This is a genomic window from Pseudomonas sp. LjRoot71 (assembly GCF_964253255.1).
Classification (GTDB): Bacteria; Pseudomonadota; Gammaproteobacteria; order Pseudomonadales; family Pseudomonadaceae; genus Aquipseudomonas.
The window spans coordinates 1,191,632-1,213,500 of sequence record NZ_CAXURA020000001.1 but is presented as its reverse complement, the minus strand read 5'-3'; the positions used below and the strand labels follow the sequence as shown (position 1 = coordinate 1,213,500).

Here is a 21,869-nt window from a genome sequence, read left to right as displayed (position 1 = left end):
GCTGGTATAACGCTAGATCGTTTCGATCTAAGTGGCCTCCTGAATAGAAGAGGGTGCTGTGCTAGAGTGCGCCCTCGTCCACGGCCCGCCGGCCCAAACACATCGTAATCCGTGAGTAGCCATGCTCGATAAACTGACCCACCTGAAACAGCTGGAGGCGGAAAGTATCCACATCATTCGTGAAGTGGCCGCCGAATTCGACAACCCGGTAATGCTCTATTCCATCGGTAAAGACTCCGCCGTGATGCTGCACCTGGCACGCAAGGCGTTCTTTCCGGGCAAGCTGCCGTTCCCGGTGATGCACGTCGATACGCGCTGGAAGTTTCAGGAGATGTACGCCTTCCGCGAAAAGATGGTCAACGAGTACGGTCTGGACCTGATCACCCACATCAACCCCGATGGCGTGGCGCAGGACATGAACCCCTTCACCTACGGCAGTGCCAAGCACACCGACGTGATGAAGACCGAGGGCCTCAAGCAAGCGCTGGACAAGTACGGCTTCGATGCCGCCTTCGGCGGTGCACGCCGCGACGAAGAGAAGTCCCGCGCCAAGGAGCGTGTCTATTCGTTCCGCGACAGCAAGCACCGCTGGGATCCGAAGAACCAGCGTCCCGAGCTGTGGAACGTGTACAACGGCAAGGTCAAGAAGGGCGAGTCGATCCGTGTGTTCCCGCTGTCCAACTGGACCGAGCTGGACATCTGGCAGTACATCTATCTGGAACAGATCCCGATCGTGCCGCTGTATTTCGCTGCCGAGCGTGAAGTCATCGAGAAAAACGGCACGCTGATCATGATCGACGACGATCGCATCCTCGAGCACCTCTCGGACGAAGAGAAAGCCCGTATCACCAAAAAAATGGTGCGTTTCCGTACCCTCGGCTGCTACCCGCTGACCGGCGCGGTGGAGTCCACGGCCACCAGCCTCACTGACATCATCCAGGAAATGCTCCTGACCCGTACTTCCGAGCGCCAGGGCCGCGTCATCGATCACGATGCTGCCGGTTCCATGGAAGAGAAAAAACGTCAGGGGTACTTTTAATATGTCGCACCAATCCGATCTGATCAGCGAAGACATCCTCGCTTACCTGGCCCAGCACGAGCGTAAAGAGCTGCTGCGCTTCCTTACCTGCGGCAACGTCGACGACGGCAAGAGCACCCTGATCGGCCGCCTGCTGCACGACTCGAAGATGATCTACGAAGACCATCTGGAAGCCATCAGCAAGGACTCGAAGAAAGTCGGCACCACTGGCGATGACATCGACCTGGCACTGCTGGTCGACGGCCTGCAGGCCGAGCGTGAGCAGGGCATCACCATCGACGTGGCCTACCGCTATTTCTCGACCTCCAAGCGCAAGTTCATCATCGCCGACACCCCCGGTCATGAGCAGTACACGCGCAACATGGCCACTGGCGCCTCCACCTGCGACCTGGCGATCATCCTGATCGACGCGCGCTACGGTGTGCAGACCCAGACCAAGCGCCACAGCTTTATCGCCAGCCTGTTGGGCATCAAGCACATCGTCGTTGCCATCAACAAGATGGACCTCAAGGGCTTCGATCAAGGCGTATTCGAGCAGATCAAGGCTGACTATCTGAAGTTCGCCGAAGGCATCTCGCTGAAGCCAACTTCCCTGCATTTCGTGCCGATGTCGGCGCTGAAAGGCGACAACGTGGTGAACAAGAGCGAGCAATCGCCTTGGTACACCGGCCAGTCGCTGATGGAAATTCTCGAAACCGTGGAAGTCGCCGGCGACCGCAACTTCAACGACCTGCGTTTCCCGGTGCAGTACGTCAACCGCCCGAACCTGAACTTCCGGGGTTTCGCCGGTACCCTGGCCAGCGGCATCGTGCGCAAGGGCGACGAAATCATTGCGCTGCCGTCGGGCAAGGGCAGCAAGGTCAAATCCATCGTCACGTTCGAAGGTGAGCTGGAGCAGGCCGGTCCGGGTCAGGCGATCACCATCACCCTGGAAGACGAAATCGACGTCTCCCGTGGCGACATGCTGGTGCATGCCGACAACCGTCCGCAGGTGGTCGACAGCTTCGACGCCATGCTGGTGTGGATGGCTGAAGAGCCAATGCTGCCGGGTAAGAAATACGACATCAAACGCGCCACCAGCTATGTGCCGGGCTCGATTGCCAGCATCACCCACCGGGTCGATGTGAACACCCTGGAGCACGGTGCGGCGAGCAGCCTGCAGCTCAATGAAATCGGCCAGGTGCGTATCGCCCTGGATGCGCCGATTGCGCTGGACGGCTATGCGCACAACCGCACTACCGGCTCGTTTATTGTCATCGACCGTCTGACCAATGGCACCGTGGGTGCCGGCATGATCATCGCCGATCTGGTTGGTGCTGGTGGTGGCAGCCACCACGGCGAACTGGCCCATGTGTCCACCGAAGAGCGTGCCGTGCGCTTCGGCCAGCAGCCGGCTACTGTGCTGTTCAGTGGCTTGTCCGGCGCTGGCAAAAGCACCCTGGCCTACGCCGTGGAGCGCAAGCTGTTCGACTCTGGTCGCGCGGTCTATGTGCTCGATGGCCAGAACCTGCGCCATGACCTGAACAAGGGGCTGCCGCAGGATCGCGCCGGGCGCACCGAAAACTGGCGGCGTGCTGCTCACGTGGCGCGTCAGTTCAACGAAGCCGGTCTGCTGACCCTGGCTGCCTTCGTCGCGCCGGATGCTGAAGGCCGCGAACAGGCCAAGGCGCTGATCGGTGCCGAGCGCCTGATCACCGTGTATGTGCAGGCGTCTCCGCAGGTCTGCGCCGAGCGTGACCCGCAGGGTCTGTACGCCGCCGGTGGTGACAACATTCCAGGTGAGTCTTTCCCGTACGACATCCCGCTGAATGCCGATCTGGTGATCGATACTCAGTCGGTGTCGGTGGAAGAGGGCGTCAAGCAGGTGTTGGCATTGCTGCGCGAGCGCGGCGCGATCTAACGCCACCGCTCAATAAAAAGCCCCGCCTAGTGCGGGGCTTTTTATTGGTAGCAGGTCCTTGCCCGCGATGGCTGTTTCGCGGGCAAGAACTAGGCGTCCCCGCCGCTTCTACAATCCCGGTTCCAATAAAAAAGCCTCGGCTGTTTAGGCCGAGGCTTTTGGGAGCGTGCAATTATTACTTGTTCTTCAACCCGTAGCTTTCATCGAGCATACCCGGCACATCGGCGCTTTTCGGCGCGTAATCCTTGGGCATTTCGTTGTTCTTCGGTGGCGTCAGGCGTTCGCGTTTTTCGCTGGCATCTTCGGCGTGCAGGGTGGCCAATAGACGTTGGCGAGTCAGCTCGTCGAGGGCCAGGCGGTTGGCGCCGTCGGACAGGTGCTCCTGCACATCCTGATAGCTCTGGGTGAGTTTCTTCACCATGCTGGCGGTGGTGTTGAAGTGGCTGACCACTTCACTTTGGTAAGCGTCGAAGCGCTCCTGCATTTCGTCCAGTTGGCGCTGGGTGCGGCTGGGGGCTGCATTGGGTGCCAGGCGAGCAATCAGGAAGCCAATGGCAATGCCAGCTACCAGGGTAATGGCGGGTAGCAACCAGGCGGTGAGCGTCTGTTCCACGAGTCCTTCCTCTCTAAACGGCTTTGCTTTACGTTAACGGCTCGAACCTGTGCTGTATACCGCAATGCCGAAAGGTTTGCGGTGGTGTGTATGGCGCAGGCTGTCAGCTAGACGAGTCGACCCACTGCGAGGTCACGGAGTTCCCTGTTGCTCACCCGCGAAACCCCTCTGATGATTGCCGGCCCCTGCGGCCAACTTGAAGCCCTGTGGCTGGATACCCCCGACGCCCGTGGCGTGGCGCTGATCTGTCACCCAAACCCGGTGCAGGGCGGCACCATGCTCAATAAGGTGGTTTCCACCCTGCAACGCACGGCCCGTGACTGTGGCCTGGCTACGTTGCGTTTCAATTACCGGGGCGTGGGTGCCAGCGCGGGTAGCCACGATATGGGCAGCGGTGAGGTGGATGACGCCGAGGCCGTGGCCAACTGGTTGCGTGCGCAGCACCCCGAGTTACCGCTGACCCTGTTGGGTTTTTCCTTCGGTGGTTTTGTGGCTGCCGCCTTGGGCGCGCGCCTGGAAGCCCAAGGCGTGACGCTCGATAAGCTATTTATGGTGGCCCCGGCGGTGCATCGCTTGACCGAAGAAACGCCACCGGCCAGCCATTGTCCGCTGATCCTGATTCAGCCCGAAGATGACGAAGTGATCGACCCGCAGGTGGTGTACCAGTGGTCGGCGGCACTCGGGCGTGCCCATGAGCTGCTGAAAGTGGCAGAATGCGGCCACTTTTTTCACGGCAAGCTTACTGATCTAAAGGAACTCCTTCTGCCGCGTCTTTGAGTCTGCGTAGGGTGCGCCATGCGCACCATGAACGCTGGTGCGCATGGCGCACCCTACCCGATCAATCCGACATTTGATGGCTCGGGCTCGCGAGATCATCAAGATGGTTCAAACAAAGCGAATCTGAACATGACCACTCGTATCCTTACCGGCATCACCACCACCGGCACTCCGCACCTGGGCAACTATGCCGGCGCGATTCGCCCGGCCATTGTCGCCAGCCGCGCCGCCGATGCGGATTCGTTTTACTTCCTGGCTGATTACCACGCGCTGATCAAGTGCGATGAGCCAGCGCGTATCCAGCGTTCCCGTCTGGAAATCGCCGCCACCTGGCTCGCGCTAGGTCTGGATACCGACAAAGCAACCTTCTACCGCCAGTCGGATATCCCCGAAATTCCCGAGCTGTGCTGGCTGCTCACCTGTGTCGCCGGCAAGGGTCTGCTCAACCGCGCCCACGCCTACAAGGCCTCGGTGGACAAGAACGTTGAGCAAGGCGAAGACCCTGATGCGGGCATCACCATGGGCCTGTTCAGTTACCCGGTGCTGATGGCGGCGGACATCCTGATGTTCAACGCGCACAAGGTGCCGGTCGGCCGCGACCAGATCCAGCACGTGGAAATGGCCCGCGATATCGGCCAGCGCTTCAACCACCTGTTCGGCAAGGGCAAGGAACTGTTCACCCTGCCTGAAGCGGTGATTGAGGAAGATGTAGCGACCTTGCCGGGCCTCGATGGGCGCAAGATGAGTAAGAGCTACGACAACACCATCCCGTTGTTCGGCAGTGCCAAGCAGCTCAAGGATGCCGTTGCACGTGTGGTGACCGATTCCAAACTGCCGGGCGAGCCGAAAGACCCGGACAGCTCGCACCTGTTCACCCTCTACCAGGCCTTTGCCGCACCGACCCAGCAGGCGGATTTCCGCGCTGCGCTGGAAGGCGGCATGGCCTGGGGCGAAGCCAAGCACGCGTTGTGCAACCTGCTGGAAGCCGAGTTGGGCGAAGCCCGCGAGCGTTATCACGCGCTGATCAGCAAACCGGCTGATCTGGAAGATATTCTGCTGGCTGGTGCGGCCAAGGCGCGCAAGATCACTACGCCGTTTCTCGGTGAGCTGCGTGAGGCCGTGGGCCTGCGCTCGTTCCGCAGCGAGGCTATCAGCACGGCTGGCGAGAAGAAGAAAGCCGGCAAGAGCGCACGCTTTGTCAGCTTTCGCGATGACGACGACAGCTTCCGTTTCCGCCTGCTGGATGCCGCTGGCGAGCAGTTGTTGCTGTCCAAGTCCTTTGCTGATGGCAAGGCCGCGGGTATGGTCAACAAGCGTCTGCAGTCCGGTGAAACACTGGATGTGCGCGAGCAGGACGGCGGTTTTGGCGTCTGGTTGGACGATGAGTGCGTGGCGCAAAGCCCTGCCTTCGCCGACAGCAATGCCTGCCAGGCGGCGATTCAGCGCCTGCGTGAGGCGCTGGCACCGGCAGAGTAAAGGCCGGGCGGTGCATTAATCGGATTTCCGCTGGCCAGCCGTGCTGGCCGATTGCCAATCAACGGGGGCGTCGCTAAAGTGACGCCCCCGTTTTACTTGCCCGGCTAACGAATTTATGACGCCCCTAGAACGCTACCAGGCTGACCTTAAACGCCCTGATTTCTTCCATGACGCTGCCCAGGAAACGGCGGTGCGTCATCTGCAGCGTCTGTATGACGAGCTGATCGCCGCCGACAAGGGCAGCGCCGGTGTATTTGGCAAGCTGTTTGGCAAAAAGCCCCAGGGGCCGGTCAAGGGCCTGTATTTCTGGGGCGGCGTCGGTCGCGGTAAAACCTACCTGGTCGACACCTTCTTTGACGCGCTGCCGTTCGAGAAGAAGATGCGTACGCACTTCCACCGCTTTATGAAGCGCGTGCATGAAGAAATGCGCACCCTCAAGGGCGAGAAAAATCCGCTGACCATTATCGGCAAGCGTTTCGCCGACGAGGCGCGGGTGATCTGCTTCGACGAGTTCTTTGTCAGCGACATTACCGACGCGATGATCCTGGCAACATTGCTCGAAGAGCTGTTCAAGAACGGTGTGAGCCTGGTTGCCACCTCCAATATCGTGCCGGACGGTCTGTACAAGGACGGCCTGCAGCGCGCGCGCTTCCTGCCTGCCATCGCCCTGCTCAAGCAGCACACCGAGATCGTCAACGTCGACAGCGGCATCGATTACCGCCTGCGCGCGCTCGAGCAGGCCGAGCTGTTCCACTGGCCACTGGGTGATGCCGCCGAGGAAAGCCTGCAGAAGAGCTTTGTCAGCCTGCTGCCCGAGCACTGCGTGGTGCAGGAAAACGAGGCGCTGATGATCGAGAACCGCGCCATTGTGGCGCGCAAGGTCGGTGACGACGTGGCCTGGTTTGATTTTCGCGAGCTGTGTGATGGCCCGCGCAGCCAGAACGACTACATCGAACTGGGCAAGATCTTCCACGCCGTGCTGCTGGCCAACGTCGAGCAGATGAGCACCGCCAAGGACGACATGGCCCGGCGTTTTATCAACCTGGTGGACGAGTTCTACGACCGTAACGTCAAGCTGATCATCTCCGCCGAGGTGGAGTTGAAAGACCTCTACACCGGTGGCCGCCTGACCTTCGAATTCCAACGCACGCTGAGTCGCCTGCTGGAGATGCAGTCGCATGAGTTTCTCGCACGGCCGCACAAGCCCTGAGAACCACGATCAGCTGCGCGTCGGCCCTGCTGCGTTAAAAACAGGCTCGGAATGCTCATGTACACCAGTACACTCCGCTTCCTCGCCTGTTTTTGCCTTGCATGTCTCTAGCTCGCAAGATCGCCAGCAAGTTTTGATCCGGCGTGTTTCAGGTACAAGCAGGATAAACTCTGTGCCATCGACTTATTTCTGCGGTTAGCCCTATGACGTTTGCCTCTCTTGGTTTGATCGAGCCTCTGCTGCGCACCCTCGACAGCCTCGACTACAAAACCCCCACCGCCGTGCAGGCTCAGGCCATTGTGCCGGTCCTCAAGGGGCGCGATTTGATGGCCGCCGCACAGACCGGTACCGGCAAGACCGCTGGCTTTGCCTTGCCGGTGTTGCAACGGTTGATGATGGAAGGGCCGCAGGTAGCCAGTAATTCGGTGCGTGCGCTGGTGCTGGTGCCGACCCGCGAGCTGGCCGAGCAGGTGCTGCAGAGCTTTATCACCTACGGTCAGCACCTGCCGCTGCGCAGTTATGCGGTGTATGGCGGGGTCAGCATCAACCCGCAGATGATGAAGCTGCGCAAAGGCGTGGACGTGCTGGTAGCCACGCCGGGCCGTTTGCTCGACCTGTACCGGCAGAACGCGGTGAAATTCAATCAGGTGCAGACCCTGGTGCTGGATGAAGCCGACCGCATGCTCGACCTGGGCTTTGCCAACGAGCTGGAAAGTGTATTCGCTGCGCTGCCGAAAAAACGTCAGACCCTGCTGTTTTCCGCGACGTTCTCCGACGCCATTCGCGCCATGGCCGGACAGATGCTCAACGACCCGCTGAGCATTGAGGTCAGCCCGCGCAACGCCGCCGCCAAGTCGGTTAAGCAGTGGCTGATTCCGGTGGACAAGAAGCGCAAGGGCGAGCTGTTTCTGCATCTGTACCAAAGCAAGCGCTGGAACCAGGCCCTGGTGTTTGTGAAAACCCGCAAGGGGGTGGATGAGCTGGAAGCCGAGCTGCAGCGCCATGGCATCAGCGCCGATTCGATCCACGGCGACAAACCCCAGGCCACCCGTCAGCGGGCCTTGCAGCGTTTCAAGGACGGCGAGGTCAAGGTGCTGGTGGCCACTGATGTGGCGGCTCGTGGCCTGGATATCGACGATATGCCGCTGGTGGTCAACTTCGATCTGCCCATCGTTGCCGAAGATTATGTACACCGCATTGGTCGTACCGGCCGCGCTGGCACCACCGGCCAGGCGGTATCACTGGTTTGTGCTGACGAAGTGCAGCTGCTCTCGGCCATCGAAACCCTGACCCAGCAGGTGCTGCAACGTATCGACGAGCCGGACTTTATCCCCGACCACCGCGTACCGCAGACCCTGCCCGGTGGTCAGGTGGTGAAAAAGCCGAAGAAACCGAAGAAGCCCAAAGTGGTTGGCGGCGGCAAAGGCGGCAGCCTGGGGCGCTGGATGGAGGCCGACGAGCCAGCCGCTCCGGCAGTCAAGGCGGTGCGCAAGGTGCCGAGTTTTGGCGGTAAGCCCAAGGGCGGCAAGAAGTAGGGTGCGCTGCGCGCACCTGGTCGTGTGTCACGTTGGTGGCGGTGCGCACGGCGCACCCTACCTGTTGCAACTGGCTAAATGTTCTGCGCAATGCGCCAGAGCACGCCGCTGGGGTCGATAACCACGAAATCGCGCATGCCCCATGGCTGATCCTGCGGCGGCACCAGGCGTACGCCAAAGCGCTCGCCAATCCGCTCATCCACGACCTTCTGCCACCAGGCGTCGACGTCTTCCACCAGCAGGTGCATGACGAAGTTCTCCGCCTGCTCCTTGACGTAGAAGTCCTGCAGCAAAAAGGCACAGCGCTCGCCGTGGCTGAAATAGGCCAGGCCATCGCCGACCCAGCCCGGCTTGAAGCCCAGGGCTTGATAGAACGCCTGGCTCAGGGCGAAGTCGCGGGCCGGTACGAAGGTTTTCAGTTCAATGCTGTGCAACATCGGATGGTTCCTGCGCGAGTGATGTCGGACAGGCTATTACGGTTGTGCCGGCTCTCTGGCGGAGCCTGGCGAGCAGAGATTAACGGCTGGGCTGCGCCGCTTCCAGTTGCTTCTTGTGGGTGGCGGCGGCCGTCATGTCGTAGATCACCACGCAGATATGTTCCACCGCATCGCCGGCGCCGCCCAGTGGCAGCAGGGTGACGTTCTGATACATGAAGTCTTCCTGGCCGGTGATCGGCTGGTAGTTCTTGAAATGCATCAGGTAGGGGTGCTGCTCCCACAGGCTGAAAGCGCGGGTGCCCAGTGCCACGACGGTATCGACCTTGCGCCGCAGCCAGGCCTCGTCGATTTCACTGAACAGGCTGAACAGGGTTTTGCCGTGCACCTCGTCCGGGCCCAGGCCGGAATGGTTTTCCATAAAGCTGTTCCACACCTCAACCCGGTATTGGCGGTCGAGCACGATCACCCCGACATCGATGCACTGCACGATATCGAGCAGCCAGTGAACCTCTTTGATATCTATCTGTGCGGGCATGAGCAGGTTCCGCCTAGTTCATCAGGTAGTTGAGCTTGTTGGTCAGGCGCTTGATTGAGTCTTCGGTGAACAGCAGCAACAGGTCGAAGTGGATGCTGTGGGCTTCCAGGCTGTAGCTCACCTCAATGGCCAGGGTCTTGCGCCAGCGCCGCTGGTTGAGGTGGATCAGCCGTTCGATGGACGAATGCTGGCCGAGCAGCTGCGGGTGGCCCTGAGAAAAACGTACGTCAATCTGCTCGGCAATCCCGGCCAGGCAGGCGCCGGTCAGAATGCTGGCCAGGTCCAGCAGCATTTCCGAGGTCTGTGTGTCGTCCTTGGGCTGCCACCCCAGCAGTTTTGCCATACCGGCGACTTCCGAATCATGGAACAGCAGCAACGCCTCGCCGGCGATGCCGTCACCAATAAAGCCCTGGCACACCGCGCTCAGGCGTTCACCACGCATGGCATCGGTAAGGGTCATATGCAGTTCGCTGACCTCGAAGATATTCACCTGCGGCACCGGCAGCTGGACAAATACGTTCAGCACCTTGGCCAATAGCGCGGCAGCACGGCCCATGGCGACGTTGGTCACCTCGCGCAGGGCATCGCGGAAGTTGACCTTCAGCTCATCCAGTACGGCGGCCTGGGCGAGGGCGGTAGGGGTGGCCTTTGGGTCGAACAGGCCGAGTTCGAGCAGGGTGCTGCGCAGCGTATCGGGATCGGCGGGTTTCTTGATAAAGGCCAGTGCGCCGAGTTCCTTGACCCGGCGCACGGCTTCGTCCTGAACGTCGCCGGAGACCACCACCACCTTGCAGGCCAGCCCTTCGGCGCGCATGGCGGCGAGGGTTTCATAGCCATCGAGCACCGGCATGGTCAGGTCCAGCAGCATCACCTGGCCGAGGCCCTGGCGCAGGGCGGCCAGGGCTTCCTGACCATTGGTAGCCTGGCTGATGGTTACTGGCCATTCGGGCGGCAGGGCGCGGATCAACTGCTTGCGCGCCATATTCGAGTCGTCACAGACCACTAGTGGAATCACGGCGGGAGGGTACCTGTGCGCGTGGAAGAACACCGCTCTCGGGCGGTTTTCTTCAAGCATAGCCGCTAGCGATTGTCCGCGGCGTTCTTATTCGACGGAGCGTTGCAGCCAGTTGAGTATGCCCTGGGCGGCACGACGGCCGCTGGCAAAGCAGGCGGTGAGCAGATAGCCGCCAGTCGGCGCTTCCCAGTCGAGCATTTCCCCGGCGCAGAAGGTGCCGGGCAGCGCCTTGAGCATCAGTTGCCTGTCCAGCTGTTCGAATGGCACACCACCGGCGGTGCTGATGGCTTCATCCAGGGGCCGTGGCCGCACCAGAGTGATTGGCAGGGCCTTGATTGCGCTGGCCAGCAGCGTCGGATCATTGAAGGTTGCAGCGCTGGCCAGTTCGCGCAGCAAGGCGGCTTTGACCCCGTCGATCCCGGCTTGGCGATGCAGGTGTTTGGCCATGGACTGCGAGCCGCGCGGTTTGCTCAGGGCCGTTTGCAGCTTGGCCAGCGGCGTTTGCGGCAGCAGATCGAGGTGCACGCTGGCGCTGCCATGCTGGTTGATCGCTTCGCGAATAGCGGCCGACAGGGCGTAGACCAGGCTGCCTTCGAGGCCGCTGGCGGTGAGCACACATTCGCCCTGGCGCGGTGTTACTCCGGGCAGGCTGAGGCTGACATTCTTCAGTGGCGCGCCGGCGAATTTTTCCCGCAGAAACGGGCTCCAGGCGCTGACATCAAAGCCGCAGTTGCTGGGCTGCAAGGGCGCGACAGTCACGCCACGGTCTCGCAACAGGCTGACCCAGGCACCATCCGAACCTAACCGCGCCCAGCTAGCGCCACCCAGGGCCAGCAGGGTGGCGTCGGCAGTCACGGCCTGTTCGCTGGCTGGCGAGGTAATCCGCAGCGCACCTTCGCTATTCCAGCCCAACCAGCGATGGCGGGTGTGGATGTGCACACCCAGCTCGCGCAGGCGCTTGAGCCAGGCGCGCAGCAGCGGTGCGGCTTTCATATCGGTGGGGAAGACCCTGCCTGAGGTGCCGACAAAGGTTTCGATACCCAGGCCATGAATCCAGGCGCGCAGGGCGTCGGCATCGAAATCTTGCAGCAAGTCGGTCACTTCTGCCTGGCGCACGCCATAACGCGCGACAAACGCCGGCTTGGCTTCGGAATGGGTGATATTCATCCCACCGACCCCAGCCAGGAGGAACTTGCGCCCCACCGAAGGCATGCCGTCGTAAAGATCGACCTGCACACCGCCCTGGGCCAGCACTTCGGCCGCCATCAGCCCGGCGGGGCCGCCGCCGATAATGGCAACGCGTGGAGCGGGCTTGGACGGGGCACTGTTCATGGCGGTTTCGGCGTGGGGTGTGGCCGCGCATTCTAACCGAGGCGGCGTCCGCCTTGTCATTTGCCCCGGCTTCGGGCAGGGTCGTGAGGTGAATTTCTGACTGGAGCCCCTTATGTCTGACCTCTACCCCAGCATCGACCCCGACGGCCTGATCGAATATTCGGTGGTCTACACCGACCGCTCTCTCAACCATATGTCGCAGTCGTTCCAGGGCGTGATGAAGGATATCTCCAGCACCCTGAAACAGGTCTACAACGCCCACGCCGTGGCCATCGTGCCCGGTAGTGGCACCTATGGCATGGAAGCGGTGGCGCGTCAGCTGGCCACCGGGCAGAAATGCCTGGTGCTGCGTAATGGCTGGTTCAGCTACCGCTGGACGCAGATTTTCGAGATGGGTCAGATTCCCTCTGAATCGATTGTGCTCAAGGCGCGGCCTGTCTCCCAGGGCAATCAGGCGGCGTATGCCCCGCCACGTCTGGCTGATGTGCTGGCGGTAATTGCCTTGGAAAAACCACAGGTGGTGTTTGCCCCGCATGTGGAAACTTCCTCGGGGATGATTCTGTCGAATGGTTACCTGCGTGCCGTGGCGGATGCCGTGCATGCGGTGGGCGGCCTGTTTGTGCTCGACTGCATCGCCTCTGGCACTCTCTGGGTGGACATGCAGGCCTGCGGCATCGATGTGCTGATCAGCGCGCCGCAAAAAGGCTGGAGCGCCTCGCCGTGCTGCGCCCTGGTGATGCTCAGCGAAGCTGCCCAGGCCCGCGTCGAAGCCACGCAAAGCACCAGCTTCGCCTGCGACCTGAAGAAGTGGTTGCAGATCATGCAGGCCTACGAGCAGGGCGGCCATGCCTACCACGCCACCATGCCCAGCGACGCCCTGGCGCGCTTTCGCGATGCCATGCACGAGGCCGAAGCCATTGGTTTCGCTAAGGTGCGCGAGCAGCAGCAGGAACTCGGTGATCGCGTACGCGCCTTACTGGCCAGCAAAGGCTTTAAAAGCGTCGCCGCCGAAGGCTTCGAAGCCCCCGGCGTGGTGGTGTGCTACACCACCGATGCGAGCATCAAGAACGGCAGCAAATTCGCCGCCCAGGGCCTGCAGATCGCTGCCGGTGTGCCGTTGCAGTGCGATGAACCGGCGGACTTCCAGACTTTCCGTCTGGGCCTGTTCGGCCTGGACAAGCTGGGCAATATCGAACGCACCGTGGCGACCCTGGAGCAAGCGCTGGAAAAGGTATTGGCGGGGTAGTTGGTGCGTAGGATGGGTTGAGCATCGCGATACCCACCGCTCCCTAGGCGTTGCGATACCGGCCGATGGGTATCGCTGCGCTCAACGCCATCCTACGGTTTTAGCCGATCTTGACCGCCTGCAGCGTATAGCTCAGCGGCAGTCTTTCCGGCTGGTTGTTTAGCCGCCATTCGCCATCTTCACCCAGGCTCATCTGGTCCGGCAGGGCTTCCCAGGGGATGCTGGTGTGTTCCTCCAGAGCCGTCAGGCGCATGCCGTGGTGCAGCAGCGCGGTGATGATTTCGCCAAGGCCGTGGTTCCATTCGTGGGTGATGCTGGCGTTCAACCGGGTGTTGGTTTCGACATAGGTGTACTCGCTATCCCAGACGGTGGGTTGGCGGTGTTCGAAATAAGGGTGGGCAATCTGCAGGGCGCCCTCGCAGTCCTCGTCGAGCGCCATCAGCACTGGATGGGCTTCGCGCAGAAACAGGCGGCCGCCGGGTTTCAGCAGAGCTGCGACATTGCGCGCCCACTCATCGATCTGCGGTAGCCAGTTCAACGCGCCAATGCCGGTGTACACCAGATCATACGATTCAACGCCGAGCACCTTGGCTGCGTCGTAGACCGAGGCTTCGACAAACGTGATGTGTTCGCCACAGGCATTTGCCAGCTTGCGAGCCTGTTCCAGTGAGGCGGATGAGAAGTCCAACCCGCTTATCTGCGCACCCAGACGGGCCAGCGACAGGGTATCGGTGCCGATATGGCATTGCAGGTGCACCGCACGCAGGCCGCCGATATCGCCGAGGCGCGGCAGATCAAAGCGTACGACTTCGGATAAATGCGCGGGCGAGGCGATAAACAGCTGAACCTGGTAATCGGGCGACGCCGCATGCAAGGCGGCGCGCTCGTTCCAGTTGGCTTGGTTCAGGGCAAACGAGTCATCCATGACGGAATTCCATTCAGTGGGTGGGGGAGGGCTTAGTCAGCGCGCTCGCTATGGCGTAAGCCGCCTCGATTCGGGCTGCGTTGGGGTAGTTCTTGTTGGCCAGCATCACCAGGCCGAGGTTCTGACTGGGGACAAACACGGCGTAGGCACCAAAACCACCGGTTGAGCCGGTTTTATTGAATAGGCTGTTCTGCGCATCGTATTCGGGCGGCAGCAGGCGCGTGACCCGTTGCGCCTCCAGAACCATAGCCGGAGCATTGCCCGCTTGCAGGCGTTCCAGGTTGATCGGGTAAGGGTAGCGCTCCCAGCCGAGGCCCTGGGTCATCTCGCCGACGCGGTAATAGCCGGTTTGGGTGATGGTGATAGCACGCTGCAAATCTTTATTGAGGCCGGCCGGGCTCAGGTTGGCCTGGACAAAGCGCAGCATGTCCTTGGCCGTGGTTTTCACCCCATAGGCCTCGGCGTCGAGCATCCCCGGTGTCACGCGCAGCGGTTGATTGTCCTTGCTGTAGCCGTAGGCATAGCGCGGCATCTGTGCCGTCGGCACCCGGATATAGCTGTGCGACATGCCGAGGGCGGGGAACAGCGTGCCCTCCATCAGCATGGGGAACGGCTGGCCCATGCTGCGTGCGGTGAGGTAGCCGAGCAAACCAATGCTGGGGTTGGAATAGCGTCGGTGTGTACCCGCTGCGTATTCAGGCTGCCACTGGCGGTAGTAGGCGAGCATGTTGGCTGGGTCGGTCACGCTGTCAGGGAACTGCAATGGCAGGCCGCCGGCGGTGTAGGTGCCGAGGTTGAGCAGGCTGGCGTGCTCCAGTTTGCTGCCTTGCAGCTCGGGCCAGTGCTGGCCGGCGCTGTCGTTGAGGGTCAGCTTGCCGGTAGCCTGGGCCAGGGCGGCGAGGGTGGCGGTGAGCGGTTTGCTCAGCGAGCCGATTTCAAACAGGGTATCGCTGTTTACCGGCTGCTGGTCGTCCAGGCGCGCCACACCATAGTTGAAATAGTACGCCTGGCCGTTGTGGGTGATCGCCACGGCCATACCGGCGATAGCGTGTTCCGCCATCAGCGGGCGAATGGTTTCGTCCACCCGTGACTGCACGGTGTTGTCAGCATGTGCGGCTGTGCCGAATGTCAGTGCGGCGAGTAGGGTCGGCAGAGGGCTGAGTTTTGCGTACATGCGTGTGAGATTCCTGAGTCGTGGAGATGCGCGATGTGACAGCGCGTGTGCTGGTTTTATCCCAGTCCGCGCGTTTGCCAGACCTTGGCCGCACTGTGATGCAGGATGCCGTGGCGGCGGGCCAGGGCCATGCGGTCCTTGTCGTAGCCGCCGCCGATCAGGCCGACCACCGGAATGTCACGGCTCAGGCAGTGGTTGAGTACAGCTTCATCACGGGCTGCGATGCCCGCGTCCGTCAGGTTGAGATAACCGAGGGCATCGTGCTGGTGCACATCGACGCCGGCGTCGTAGAGCACGATATCCGGTTGGTACAGCGGCAGCAGGTAGTTGAGGCTGTCGGTGACCACCTTGAGGTAGTCGTCATCGCCCATGCCGTTGGGCAGGGGAATGTCCCAGTCGCTGGCGGCTTTGCGCGCCGGGTAATTCTTCTCGCAGTGCAGCGATACGGTGATCGCCTCCGGGGTGTTTTCCAGCAGGCGCGCGGTGCCGTCGCCCTGGTGCACGTCGCAGTCGAAGATCAAAACACGCTGGGCCTTGCCGCTGGCCAGCAGGTACTGGCTGATCACCGCCAGGTCATTGAAGATGCAGAAGCCAGCCGGGTGATCGTAATGCGCGTGGTGAGTACCGCCGGCCAGGTGACAGGCCAGGCCGTGTTGCAGCGCCTGCTCAGCGGCCAGCAGCGAACCGCCCACCGCCCGAATGGTGCGCTGGGCCAGGGCAGCGCTCCAGGGCAGGCCGAGGCGGCGCTGCTCTTCATACGCCAGTTCGCCGCTGGCAAAACGCTGGATATAGGCCGGGCAGTGAGTCAGGGCGAGCACGTCGATAGGGCACAGCTCGGGGCGCAGCAGTTCGGCATCGGTGCTCAGGCCACTGTCCACCAGGTGATCGCGCAGCAGGCGGAACTTCTCCATGGGGAAGCGGTGGTTGGCCGGGAAGGGCGGGCTGTAATCGTCGTGGTAGACCAGCGGCAGGCGCATGGTGGTGGGCTCGGGTGGAGGTAGCCGAAGTATGGCGGCAGGCTCTGCTTGCGCTCAAGCCCGGCGCTCGATTGGCTAGAATGCTGCCATTATTGTCCACATCCATCTTTCAGTCGGGCCGACAAACTTCGGCGAAGTCTTTACCATCTCGCCCGCACTACCCCATACAGGGCACCTCTAAAAACGTCGGCGATGGCAACGCAGGTAGTTTTTAGAGGTGCCCTACACAGCCAGATGCGTTAACAGGAGAGCATGCATGAGTCAGGTGTTGAATGAGTTGGTCGCCCTGCTGACCCTGGAAACCATCGAAGAGAATCTGTTTCGCGGCGTCAGCCAGGACCTGGGCTTTCGCCAGTTGTATGGCGGCCAGGTGCTCGGCCAATGTGTGTCGGCGGCCAGCCAGACGGTCGAGGCCGCGCGCCACGTGCATTCCATGCACGGCTACTTCCTGCGTCCCGGCGATGCCACGTTGCCGGTGGTGTATCAGGTTGAGCGCGTACGCGACGGCGGCAGTTTCAGCACGCGGAGAGTGACGGCGATCCAGAAGGGCAAGCCGATCTTTACCTGCAGCGCGTCGTTTCAGTTCGATGAAGAGGGTTTTCATCACCAGAACAGCATGCCGGACGTGCCGGGCCCAGAGGGGCTGAAATCGGAAACCGAGCTGGCACGCCTGGTGGTGGATGCCTTGCCGGAGCGCATGCGGGAGCGCGCGGTAAGCGACAAACCAATCGAGATTCGCCCGGTCACCCTGAGCAACCCGTTCGCACCAAAGCCTAGCGAACCAGCCAAGCACGTGTGGTTCCGCGCGGCGGGCGAGCTGCCGGATGAACCACAGCTGCACAAGTTGCTGCTGGCCTACGCCAGTGACTTCAACCTGCTGACCACCTCGATGCTGCCGCATGGCGTGTCGGTGTGGCAGAAGTTTATGCAGGTCGCCAGCCTCGACCACTCGCTGTGGTTCCACGGCAACCTGCGCATGGACGACTGGCTGCTGTACAGCATGGACAGTCCCTGGGCCGGCAACGCCCGTGGTTTTTCCCGTGGCAGCATCTTCAACCGCCAGGGCCAGCTGGTCGCCTCGGTCGCCCAGGAAGGGCTTACCCGCGTGCGTGAGGACTGGAAGTGAGCCTGAGCGCGGCTCGCCATTGGGTGTTCGATATGGACGGCACCCTGACCCTGGCGGTGCACGATTTCGAGGCGATCAAACGGGCGCTGGATATTCCGCTGGAAGACGACATTCTCGGCCATCTGGCCGGGCTACCGGAGGCGGTGGCGGCCGCCAAACATGCCTGGTTGCTGGAGCACGAGCGCGAACTGGCGCTGGCCGCCGAGCCGGCACCTGGGGCGATTGAGCTGGTGCGTGAGTTGCACGGGCGTGGCTGCCAGCTGGGCATCCTCACCCGCAATGCCCATGAACTGGCGCTGCTGACCCTGCGCGCCATCGGTCTGGATGACTGCTTTGCCGTGCCGGACGTGATTGGCCGTGACGAAGCGCCGCCCAAGCCCGATCCGGGCGGCCTGCTGCATTTCGCCCGCACCTGGCAGGTCGCACCGAGCGAGCTGGTGATGGTTGGCGATTACCGCTTTGACCTGGAATGCGCTCGTGCCGCGGGTGCGCGCAGCGTGTTGGTCAACCTGGCGGAAAACCCCTGGCCGGAGCTGGCCGATCATTTCGCCGTGGATTGCCGGGCGTTGCAGCAGCTGTTGTAGGGTGCGCTGTGCGCACCGCCTGACAACCGCAGGTGCAGGGTGGATGACGTTTGGTTACTTAATGACAGCAACCGGACTCCAGATCCCTGAGGATCGGGCAGTCCGGGCGGTCGTTGCCCTGGCAGCTGTCCATCAATTCCTTGAGGGTGTCGCGCAGGCTGCTGAGTTCGTTGATCTTCTGCTCCAACTCGGCGATGTGTGCGGCGGCCAGGGCCTTCACATCGGCGCTGGCGCGTTGACGATCCTGCCACAGGGCCAGCAACTGGCTGACTTCGGCCAGGGAAAAGCCCAGGTCACGTGAGCGCTTGATAAACGCCAGACGGTGCAGGTCCTGCGGGCTGTACTGGCGGTAGCCGCTTTCGCTGCGCCCGGCGGCGGGCAGCAGGTCGATGCTTTCGTAGTAGCGAATCATCTTGGCGCTCAGGCCGGTTTGCTTGGCGGCTTGGCCGATATTCATCAGGTTCTCCACGTGCTGACGCAGGAGCGGGCCATGCCCGCGATAGTGTTTCGCGGGCATGGCCCGCTCCTACGAGTTATTTGTGTTGTGGTGGTTTCCAGGTTTTCAGCAGCAGCGCATTGCTCACCACGCTGACACTGGACAGCGCCATGGCCGCGCCGGCGAGCATCGGGTTAAGCAGGCCGGCGGCGGCCAGGGGAATGCCGACCAGGTTATAGGCGAAGGCCCAGAACAGGTTCTGGCGGATCTTGTTGTAGGTGCGTCGGCTGATATCCAGCGCGTCGGCCACCAGGCGCGGGTCGCCGCGCATCAGGGTGATGCCGGCGGCGTGCATGGCCACATCAGTGCCGCTGCCCATGGCGATGCCGACATCGGCGGCAGCTAGAGCCGGTGCATCGTTGATGCCATCGCCGACCATGGCCACCACCGCGTGTTTTTTCAGCTCGCTGATAATCGCGGCCTTGTCCGCCGGCAGTACTTCGGCATGTGCCTCTGTGATGCCCAAGGCACCCGCTACCGCTTTGACGCTGCCAGGGTTGTCGCCGCTGATCAGGTGGCTGGCGATGCCTTGGGCGTTCAGCGCGGCAATGGCGGCAGCGGCCCCCGGCTTGAGCGTGTCACCAAAGGCGAATAGACCGAGCACGCGCGGTTGCGGCGCCAATTCCAGTAGCCAGGACAGGGTGCGGCCTTCGGCTTCCCAGGCCAGGGCGTCGGCGGCCAGTTCATCGTGGTGCAGGACGTGCTCTTCCAGTAAGCGCTTGTTGCCCAGAGCCAGTTGCCGCTCGCCGATCTGACCGGCGATGCTGCGGCCGGCCAGCGCCTTGCTGTCGCTGATGTCGGCGAGGCTCAGCTGTTGTTCTGTGCACTGATCCATTACGGCCTTGGCCAGTGGGTGTTCGCTGCCGCGTTGCAGGGCACCGGCCAGCTGCAGCAGTCGGGTTGTGTCGCCATCGACCGCGCGCAGATGGGCGATGCGCGGGCTGCCGGCGGTCAGGGTGCCGGTTTTATCGAAGGCCACCAGGGTGACCGAATGAGCGATTTCCAGGGCTTCTGCGTCCTTGATCAGAATGCCGTGGCGCGCCGCCACGCCGGTGCCGGCCATGATCGCCGTAGGCGTGGCCAGACCAAGCGCGCAGGGGCAGGCAATCACCAGCACGGCCACGGCGTTGAGCAGCGCGGTTTCCATCCCTGCGCCAAGTAGCAGCCAGCCGAGTAAGGTGGCCAAGGCGATCAGCAGCACGCTGGGCACGAAGACCTGACTGACTTTATCCACCAGCTTCTGGATCGGCGCCTTCGCTGCCTGGGCATCTTCGACCAGGCGAATAATCCGCGACAGCACGGTTTCCGCACCGAGGGCCGTGGTTTCCACCAGCAGGCGACCTTCGCCGTTGATGGCTCCGGCGGTGACGCGATCACCTGGTTGTTTGGGCTGCGGCAGGCTTTCGCCGCTGATCAGCGCTTCGTCGGCATGACTTTGGCCTTCGCGAACCAGGCCATCGACCGGGAAGCGCTCACCGGGCTTGACCACGATGGTGTCGCCCAGCTGCAGCTCAGCCAGCGCCACCCATTGTTCGATGCCGCCTTGTAGGCGCAGGGCGCGCTCCGGGCGCAGCGCTTGCAAGGCGCGGATGGCGCTGCTGGTCTGGCGCTTGGCGCGGCTTTCCAGGTATTTGCCAAGCAGGATCAGGCTGATGATCACCGCCGACGCTTCGAAATACAGGTGCGGCATGCTGCCGGCTGGGCTCACTGCCCACTGATACAGGCTCAGGCCATACGCGGCGCTGGTGCCGATGGCCACCAACTGATCCATATTCCCCGCGCGGGCACGCAGGGCGCTCCAGGCTGCGCGGTAGAAGCGCGCGCCGAAGATAAGTTGCACCGGTGTGGCCAAGGCGAATTGCAGCCAGGCCGGCAGCATCCAGTGCAGGCCGAAGGGTTCGACGAACATGGGAATCACCAGTGGCACGGTCAGCACGATGGCCAGCAACAAGGCCCAGCGTTCGCGTTGCAGCTGCTGATTGGCTGCTGGCGCTGCCTGAGTTGTTTCGCTGATCAGGCTGGCGCTGTAACCGGCGCTGCTGACCGCCTGTAGCAGGGCCTGTGGGTCACTGCCACGCAGCACCTGCAACTGCGCCCGCTCGCTGGCCAGGTTGACGCTGACCGATAGCACGCCTGGCTGTTGCGCCAGGGCGCGTTCGATACGTCCGGCGCAACTGGCGCAGGTCATGCCGCCCAGGGCCAGCTCCAGGCGCTCGCTGGGCACGGCATAACCGGCGGCGCTGACAGCATTGACCAGCAGTTGCAGGCTGCCGCTAGGGGCTTCGACTCGGGCCTGTTCACTGGCCAGGTTGACGCTGACTTGGGTGACCTCGGCCACCTTGGCCAGGGCGCGTTCGACCCGCCCGGCGCAGCTGGCGCAGGTCATGCCGGTAATTGGCAGATCGAAGTGGGTGAGGTTGGACATGCGCGATCCTCCAGAGCATTTCCCGACAGGATCAACCTTGCCACCTTGGTAAGGTCAAGTGCCAATGCATTCGTCGGTCATTGCGCTCATGCACCAGTCGATTTTTATGGCTTGACCTTCCCCCGTTGGCAAGGAAGACACTGTGCGCCTATTCCAGATCAGGCAGGTGACAAACGATGCAAGCAGCAAGCGTTCATACATTTCGGGTCGAAGGCATGACTTGCCAACATTGCGTCAAGACAGTGACCGAGGCTGTGCTGGCCCGTGATGCGGCGGCTAAGGTGACGGTGAAACTGCAGGGTGGCGAGGTGCGGGTCACTAGCAGCCTGTCCAGCGATGAGTTGATCGTCGCAATTGCCGAGGCGGGTTACGGGGCTGGCTTGGCCTGAGTCTGCCGGGGCTGGGCTGGCCAGTCGCGAATGAGCCCGCGAAAGCAGGCATCGACCATCGGTGCGGTGTCGCTGAGCGGGTCGAACAGGTTGGGATCGCGCAGCCAGTCGTGGAACAGCCCGACCAGCAGTGCATGCACAGCCCGTGCAGCCAGGCGCGGGCTGATACCTGCTTGCAGGCGCGGCCTAACCTGCGGGCTGTCGAACTGCTGCTCGCACAGCTCGATAAACAGGTTGATAAAGGCCTCGTGGCGTTCTTCGGCCTCGCGCAACTCCTCGGTGAACTCACAGCGGCGCAGTAGGATGGTGAAGATTCGCCGTTTCTGCGGGTTGTGCACCAGGTTGGCAATGGCATCAATGCACAGTTCACGCAGGGTCAGCAGCGGGTCGTGCTCGGCGCAACCGTGCATGCGTTCGGCCAGTTGCTCGGGGGGCAGGCGCACCTGATTGAGCATGGCGTTGAACAAATGGGCCTTGTTGGCGAAGTGCCAATACACCGCACCGCGCGTCACCCCCGCTTGCCGGGCAATGTGCTCCAGGCTGGTATGCGCCACGCCTTTTTCCAGAAACAGGGTTTCGGCGGCCTCAAGGATGGCGATGCGGGTTTTCTCGGCGTCTTCTTTGGTTCGGCGCATGGCAGCAGGCGGATTTCTGGCTA

21 protein-coding genes are annotated in these 21,869 nt (G+C 62.2%); 10 read left to right on the top strand and 11 right to left on the bottom strand.

Features of this window, described 5'->3' with window-relative positions; genetic code table 11:
• Nucleotides 1–121: 121 nt before the first annotated feature.
• Both cysD and cysN read left to right on the top strand, forming a co-directional pair.
• Entirely contained in the window at nt 122–1,039 is a 918-nt protein-coding gene (gene cysD / locus ACSQ17_RS05720) for a sulfate adenylyltransferase subunit CysD (RefSeq protein WP_436067945.1), read from the top strand.
• Between the two features lies 1 nt (nt 1,040).
• Nucleotides 1,041–2,939 carry a sulfate adenylyltransferase subunit CysN gene (gene cysN / locus ACSQ17_RS05715; RefSeq protein WP_436067944.1) on the top strand — a complete coding sequence of 633 codons (1,899 nt, stop codon included), beginning with the start codon at nt 1,041–1,043 and terminating at the stop codon, nt 2,937–2,939.
• Nucleotides 2,940–3,114: 175 nt separating this feature from the next.
• Here the strand turns inward: cysN and ACSQ17_RS05710 are convergent, their stop codons facing one another.
• Entirely contained in the window at nt 3,115–3,552 is a 438-nt protein-coding gene (locus tag ACSQ17_RS05710) for a YhcB family protein (RefSeq protein WP_436067943.1), read from the bottom strand.
• Nucleotides 3,553–3,699: 147 nt separating this feature from the next.
• Between ACSQ17_RS05710 and ACSQ17_RS05705 the strand changes: the two genes are divergently transcribed.
• From ACSQ17_RS05705 to ACSQ17_RS05690, 4 genes are all read left to right on the top strand, one after another.
• Nucleotides 3,700–4,329: an alpha/beta hydrolase gene (locus ACSQ17_RS05705; protein ID WP_436067942.1), complete on the top strand. Its 630-nt coding sequence runs from the start codon at nt 3,700–3,702 to the stop codon at nt 4,327–4,329.
• Between the two features lie 129 nt (nt 4,330–4,458).
• Nucleotides 4,459–5,805: a tryptophan--tRNA ligase gene (locus ACSQ17_RS05700; protein ID WP_436067941.1), complete on the top strand. Its 1,347-nt coding sequence runs from the start codon at nt 4,459–4,461 to the stop codon at nt 5,803–5,805.
• A 115-nt stretch (nt 5,806–5,920) separates the two neighbouring features.
• Entirely contained in the window at nt 5,921–7,015 is a 1,095-nt protein-coding gene (gene zapE / locus ACSQ17_RS05695) for a cell division protein ZapE (RefSeq protein ID WP_436067940.1), read from the top strand.
• Nucleotides 7,016–7,218: 203 nt separating this feature from the next.
• Nucleotides 7,219–8,550: a DEAD/DEAH box helicase gene (locus ACSQ17_RS05690; protein ID WP_436067939.1), complete on the top strand. Its 1,332-nt coding sequence runs from the start codon at nt 7,219–7,221 to the stop codon at nt 8,548–8,550.
• A gap of 74 nt (nt 8,551–8,624) precedes the next feature.
• Here the strand turns inward: ACSQ17_RS05690 and ACSQ17_RS05685 are convergent, their stop codons facing one another.
• From ACSQ17_RS05685 to ACSQ17_RS05670, 4 genes are all read right to left on the bottom strand, one after another.
• Nucleotides 8,625–8,987, bottom strand: a complete 363-nt coding sequence (locus tag ACSQ17_RS05685) for a VOC family protein (protein ID WP_436067938.1) — start codon at nt 8,985–8,987, stop codon at nt 8,625–8,627.
• A gap of 79 nt (nt 8,988–9,066) precedes the next feature.
• A complete protein-coding gene (locus tag ACSQ17_RS05680; RefSeq protein WP_436067937.1) occupies nt 9,067–9,522 on the bottom strand; it encodes a PAS domain-containing protein in 456 nt (151 codons plus the stop codon).
• A gap of 13 nt (nt 9,523–9,535) precedes the next feature.
• On the bottom strand, nt 9,536–10,537 hold the full coding sequence (locus ACSQ17_RS05675) for a response regulator (RefSeq protein WP_436067936.1): 1,002 nt from the start codon (nt 10,535–10,537) through the stop codon (nt 9,536–9,538).
• Between the two features lie 87 nt (nt 10,538–10,624).
• A complete protein-coding gene (locus ACSQ17_RS05670) occupies nt 10,625–11,869 on the bottom strand; it encodes a TIGR03862 family flavoprotein (RefSeq protein ID WP_436067935.1) in 1,245 nt (414 codons plus the stop codon).
• 112 nt (nt 11,870–11,981) lie between these two features.
• Between ACSQ17_RS05670 and ACSQ17_RS05665 the strand changes: the two genes are divergently transcribed.
• Nucleotides 11,982–13,115 (top strand): aminotransferase class V-fold PLP-dependent enzyme, encoded by a 1,134-nt coding sequence (locus ACSQ17_RS05665; protein ID WP_436067934.1) that lies wholly within the window; start codon nt 11,982–11,984, stop codon nt 13,113–13,115.
• A gap of 100 nt (nt 13,116–13,215) precedes the next feature.
• On the opposite strand, the gene ACSQ17_RS05660 is transcribed toward ACSQ17_RS05665, so the two are convergent.
• From ACSQ17_RS05660 to ACSQ17_RS05650, 3 genes are read right to left on the bottom strand one after another with little or no spacing between them, the layout of a single operon-like run.
• Complete coding sequence (locus ACSQ17_RS05660; RefSeq protein ID WP_436067933.1) at nt 13,216–14,040, bottom strand: class I SAM-dependent methyltransferase; 825 nt, start codon at nt 14,038–14,040, stop codon at nt 13,216–13,218.
• 13 nt (nt 14,041–14,053) lie between these two features.
• Nucleotides 14,054–15,214 (bottom strand): class C beta-lactamase, encoded by a 1,161-nt coding sequence (ampC, locus tag ACSQ17_RS05655; protein WP_436067932.1) that lies wholly within the window; start codon nt 15,212–15,214, stop codon nt 14,054–14,056.
• Between the two features lie 56 nt (nt 15,215–15,270).
• Nucleotides 15,271–16,191: a histone deacetylase family protein gene (locus ACSQ17_RS05650; protein WP_436067931.1), complete on the bottom strand. Its 921-nt coding sequence runs from the start codon at nt 16,189–16,191 to the stop codon at nt 15,271–15,273.
• A 256-nt stretch (nt 16,192–16,447) separates the two neighbouring features.
• Between ACSQ17_RS05650 and tesB the strand changes: the two genes are divergently transcribed.
• Nucleotides 16,448–17,317 carry an acyl-CoA thioesterase II gene (gene tesB, locus ACSQ17_RS05645; protein WP_233685852.1) on the top strand — a complete coding sequence of 290 codons (870 nt, stop codon included), beginning with the start codon at nt 16,448–16,450 and terminating at the stop codon, nt 17,315–17,317.
• On the top strand, nt 17,314–17,901 hold the full coding sequence (locus tag ACSQ17_RS05640; protein ID WP_436067930.1) for an HAD family hydrolase: 588 nt from the start codon (nt 17,314–17,316) through the stop codon (nt 17,899–17,901). Before tesB ends, ACSQ17_RS05640 begins: the two co-directional genes overlap by 4 nt.
• 58 nt (nt 17,902–17,959) lie before the next feature.
• Here the strand turns inward: ACSQ17_RS05640 and cueR are convergent, their stop codons facing one another.
• Nucleotides 17,960–18,358: a Cu(I)-responsive transcriptional regulator gene (cueR, locus tag ACSQ17_RS05635; RefSeq protein ID WP_436070433.1), complete on the bottom strand. Its 399-nt coding sequence runs from the start codon at nt 18,356–18,358 to the stop codon at nt 17,960–17,962.
• 76 nt (nt 18,359–18,434) lie between these two features.
• Nucleotides 18,435–20,822, bottom strand: coding sequence for a heavy metal translocating P-type ATPase (locus ACSQ17_RS05630; RefSeq protein WP_436067929.1), 2,388 nt, complete (start codon nt 20,820–20,822; stop codon nt 18,435–18,437).
• A 215-nt stretch (nt 20,823–21,037) separates the two neighbouring features.
• Here ACSQ17_RS05630 and ACSQ17_RS05625 point away from each other — a divergent pair, with 215 nt between their 5' ends.
• Nucleotides 21,038–21,211 carry a heavy-metal-associated domain-containing protein gene (locus tag ACSQ17_RS05625; protein WP_233685848.1) on the top strand — a complete coding sequence of 58 codons (174 nt, stop codon included), beginning with the start codon at nt 21,038–21,040 and terminating at the stop codon, nt 21,209–21,211.
• Here the strand turns inward: ACSQ17_RS05625 and ACSQ17_RS05620 are convergent.
• Nucleotides 21,190–21,846 carry a TetR family transcriptional regulator gene (locus ACSQ17_RS05620; protein WP_436067928.1) on the bottom strand — a complete coding sequence of 219 codons (657 nt, stop codon included), beginning with the start codon at nt 21,844–21,846 and terminating at the stop codon, nt 21,190–21,192. The genes ACSQ17_RS05625 and ACSQ17_RS05620 overlap by 22 nt on opposite strands.
• Nucleotides 21,847–21,869 lie beyond the last annotated feature (23 nt).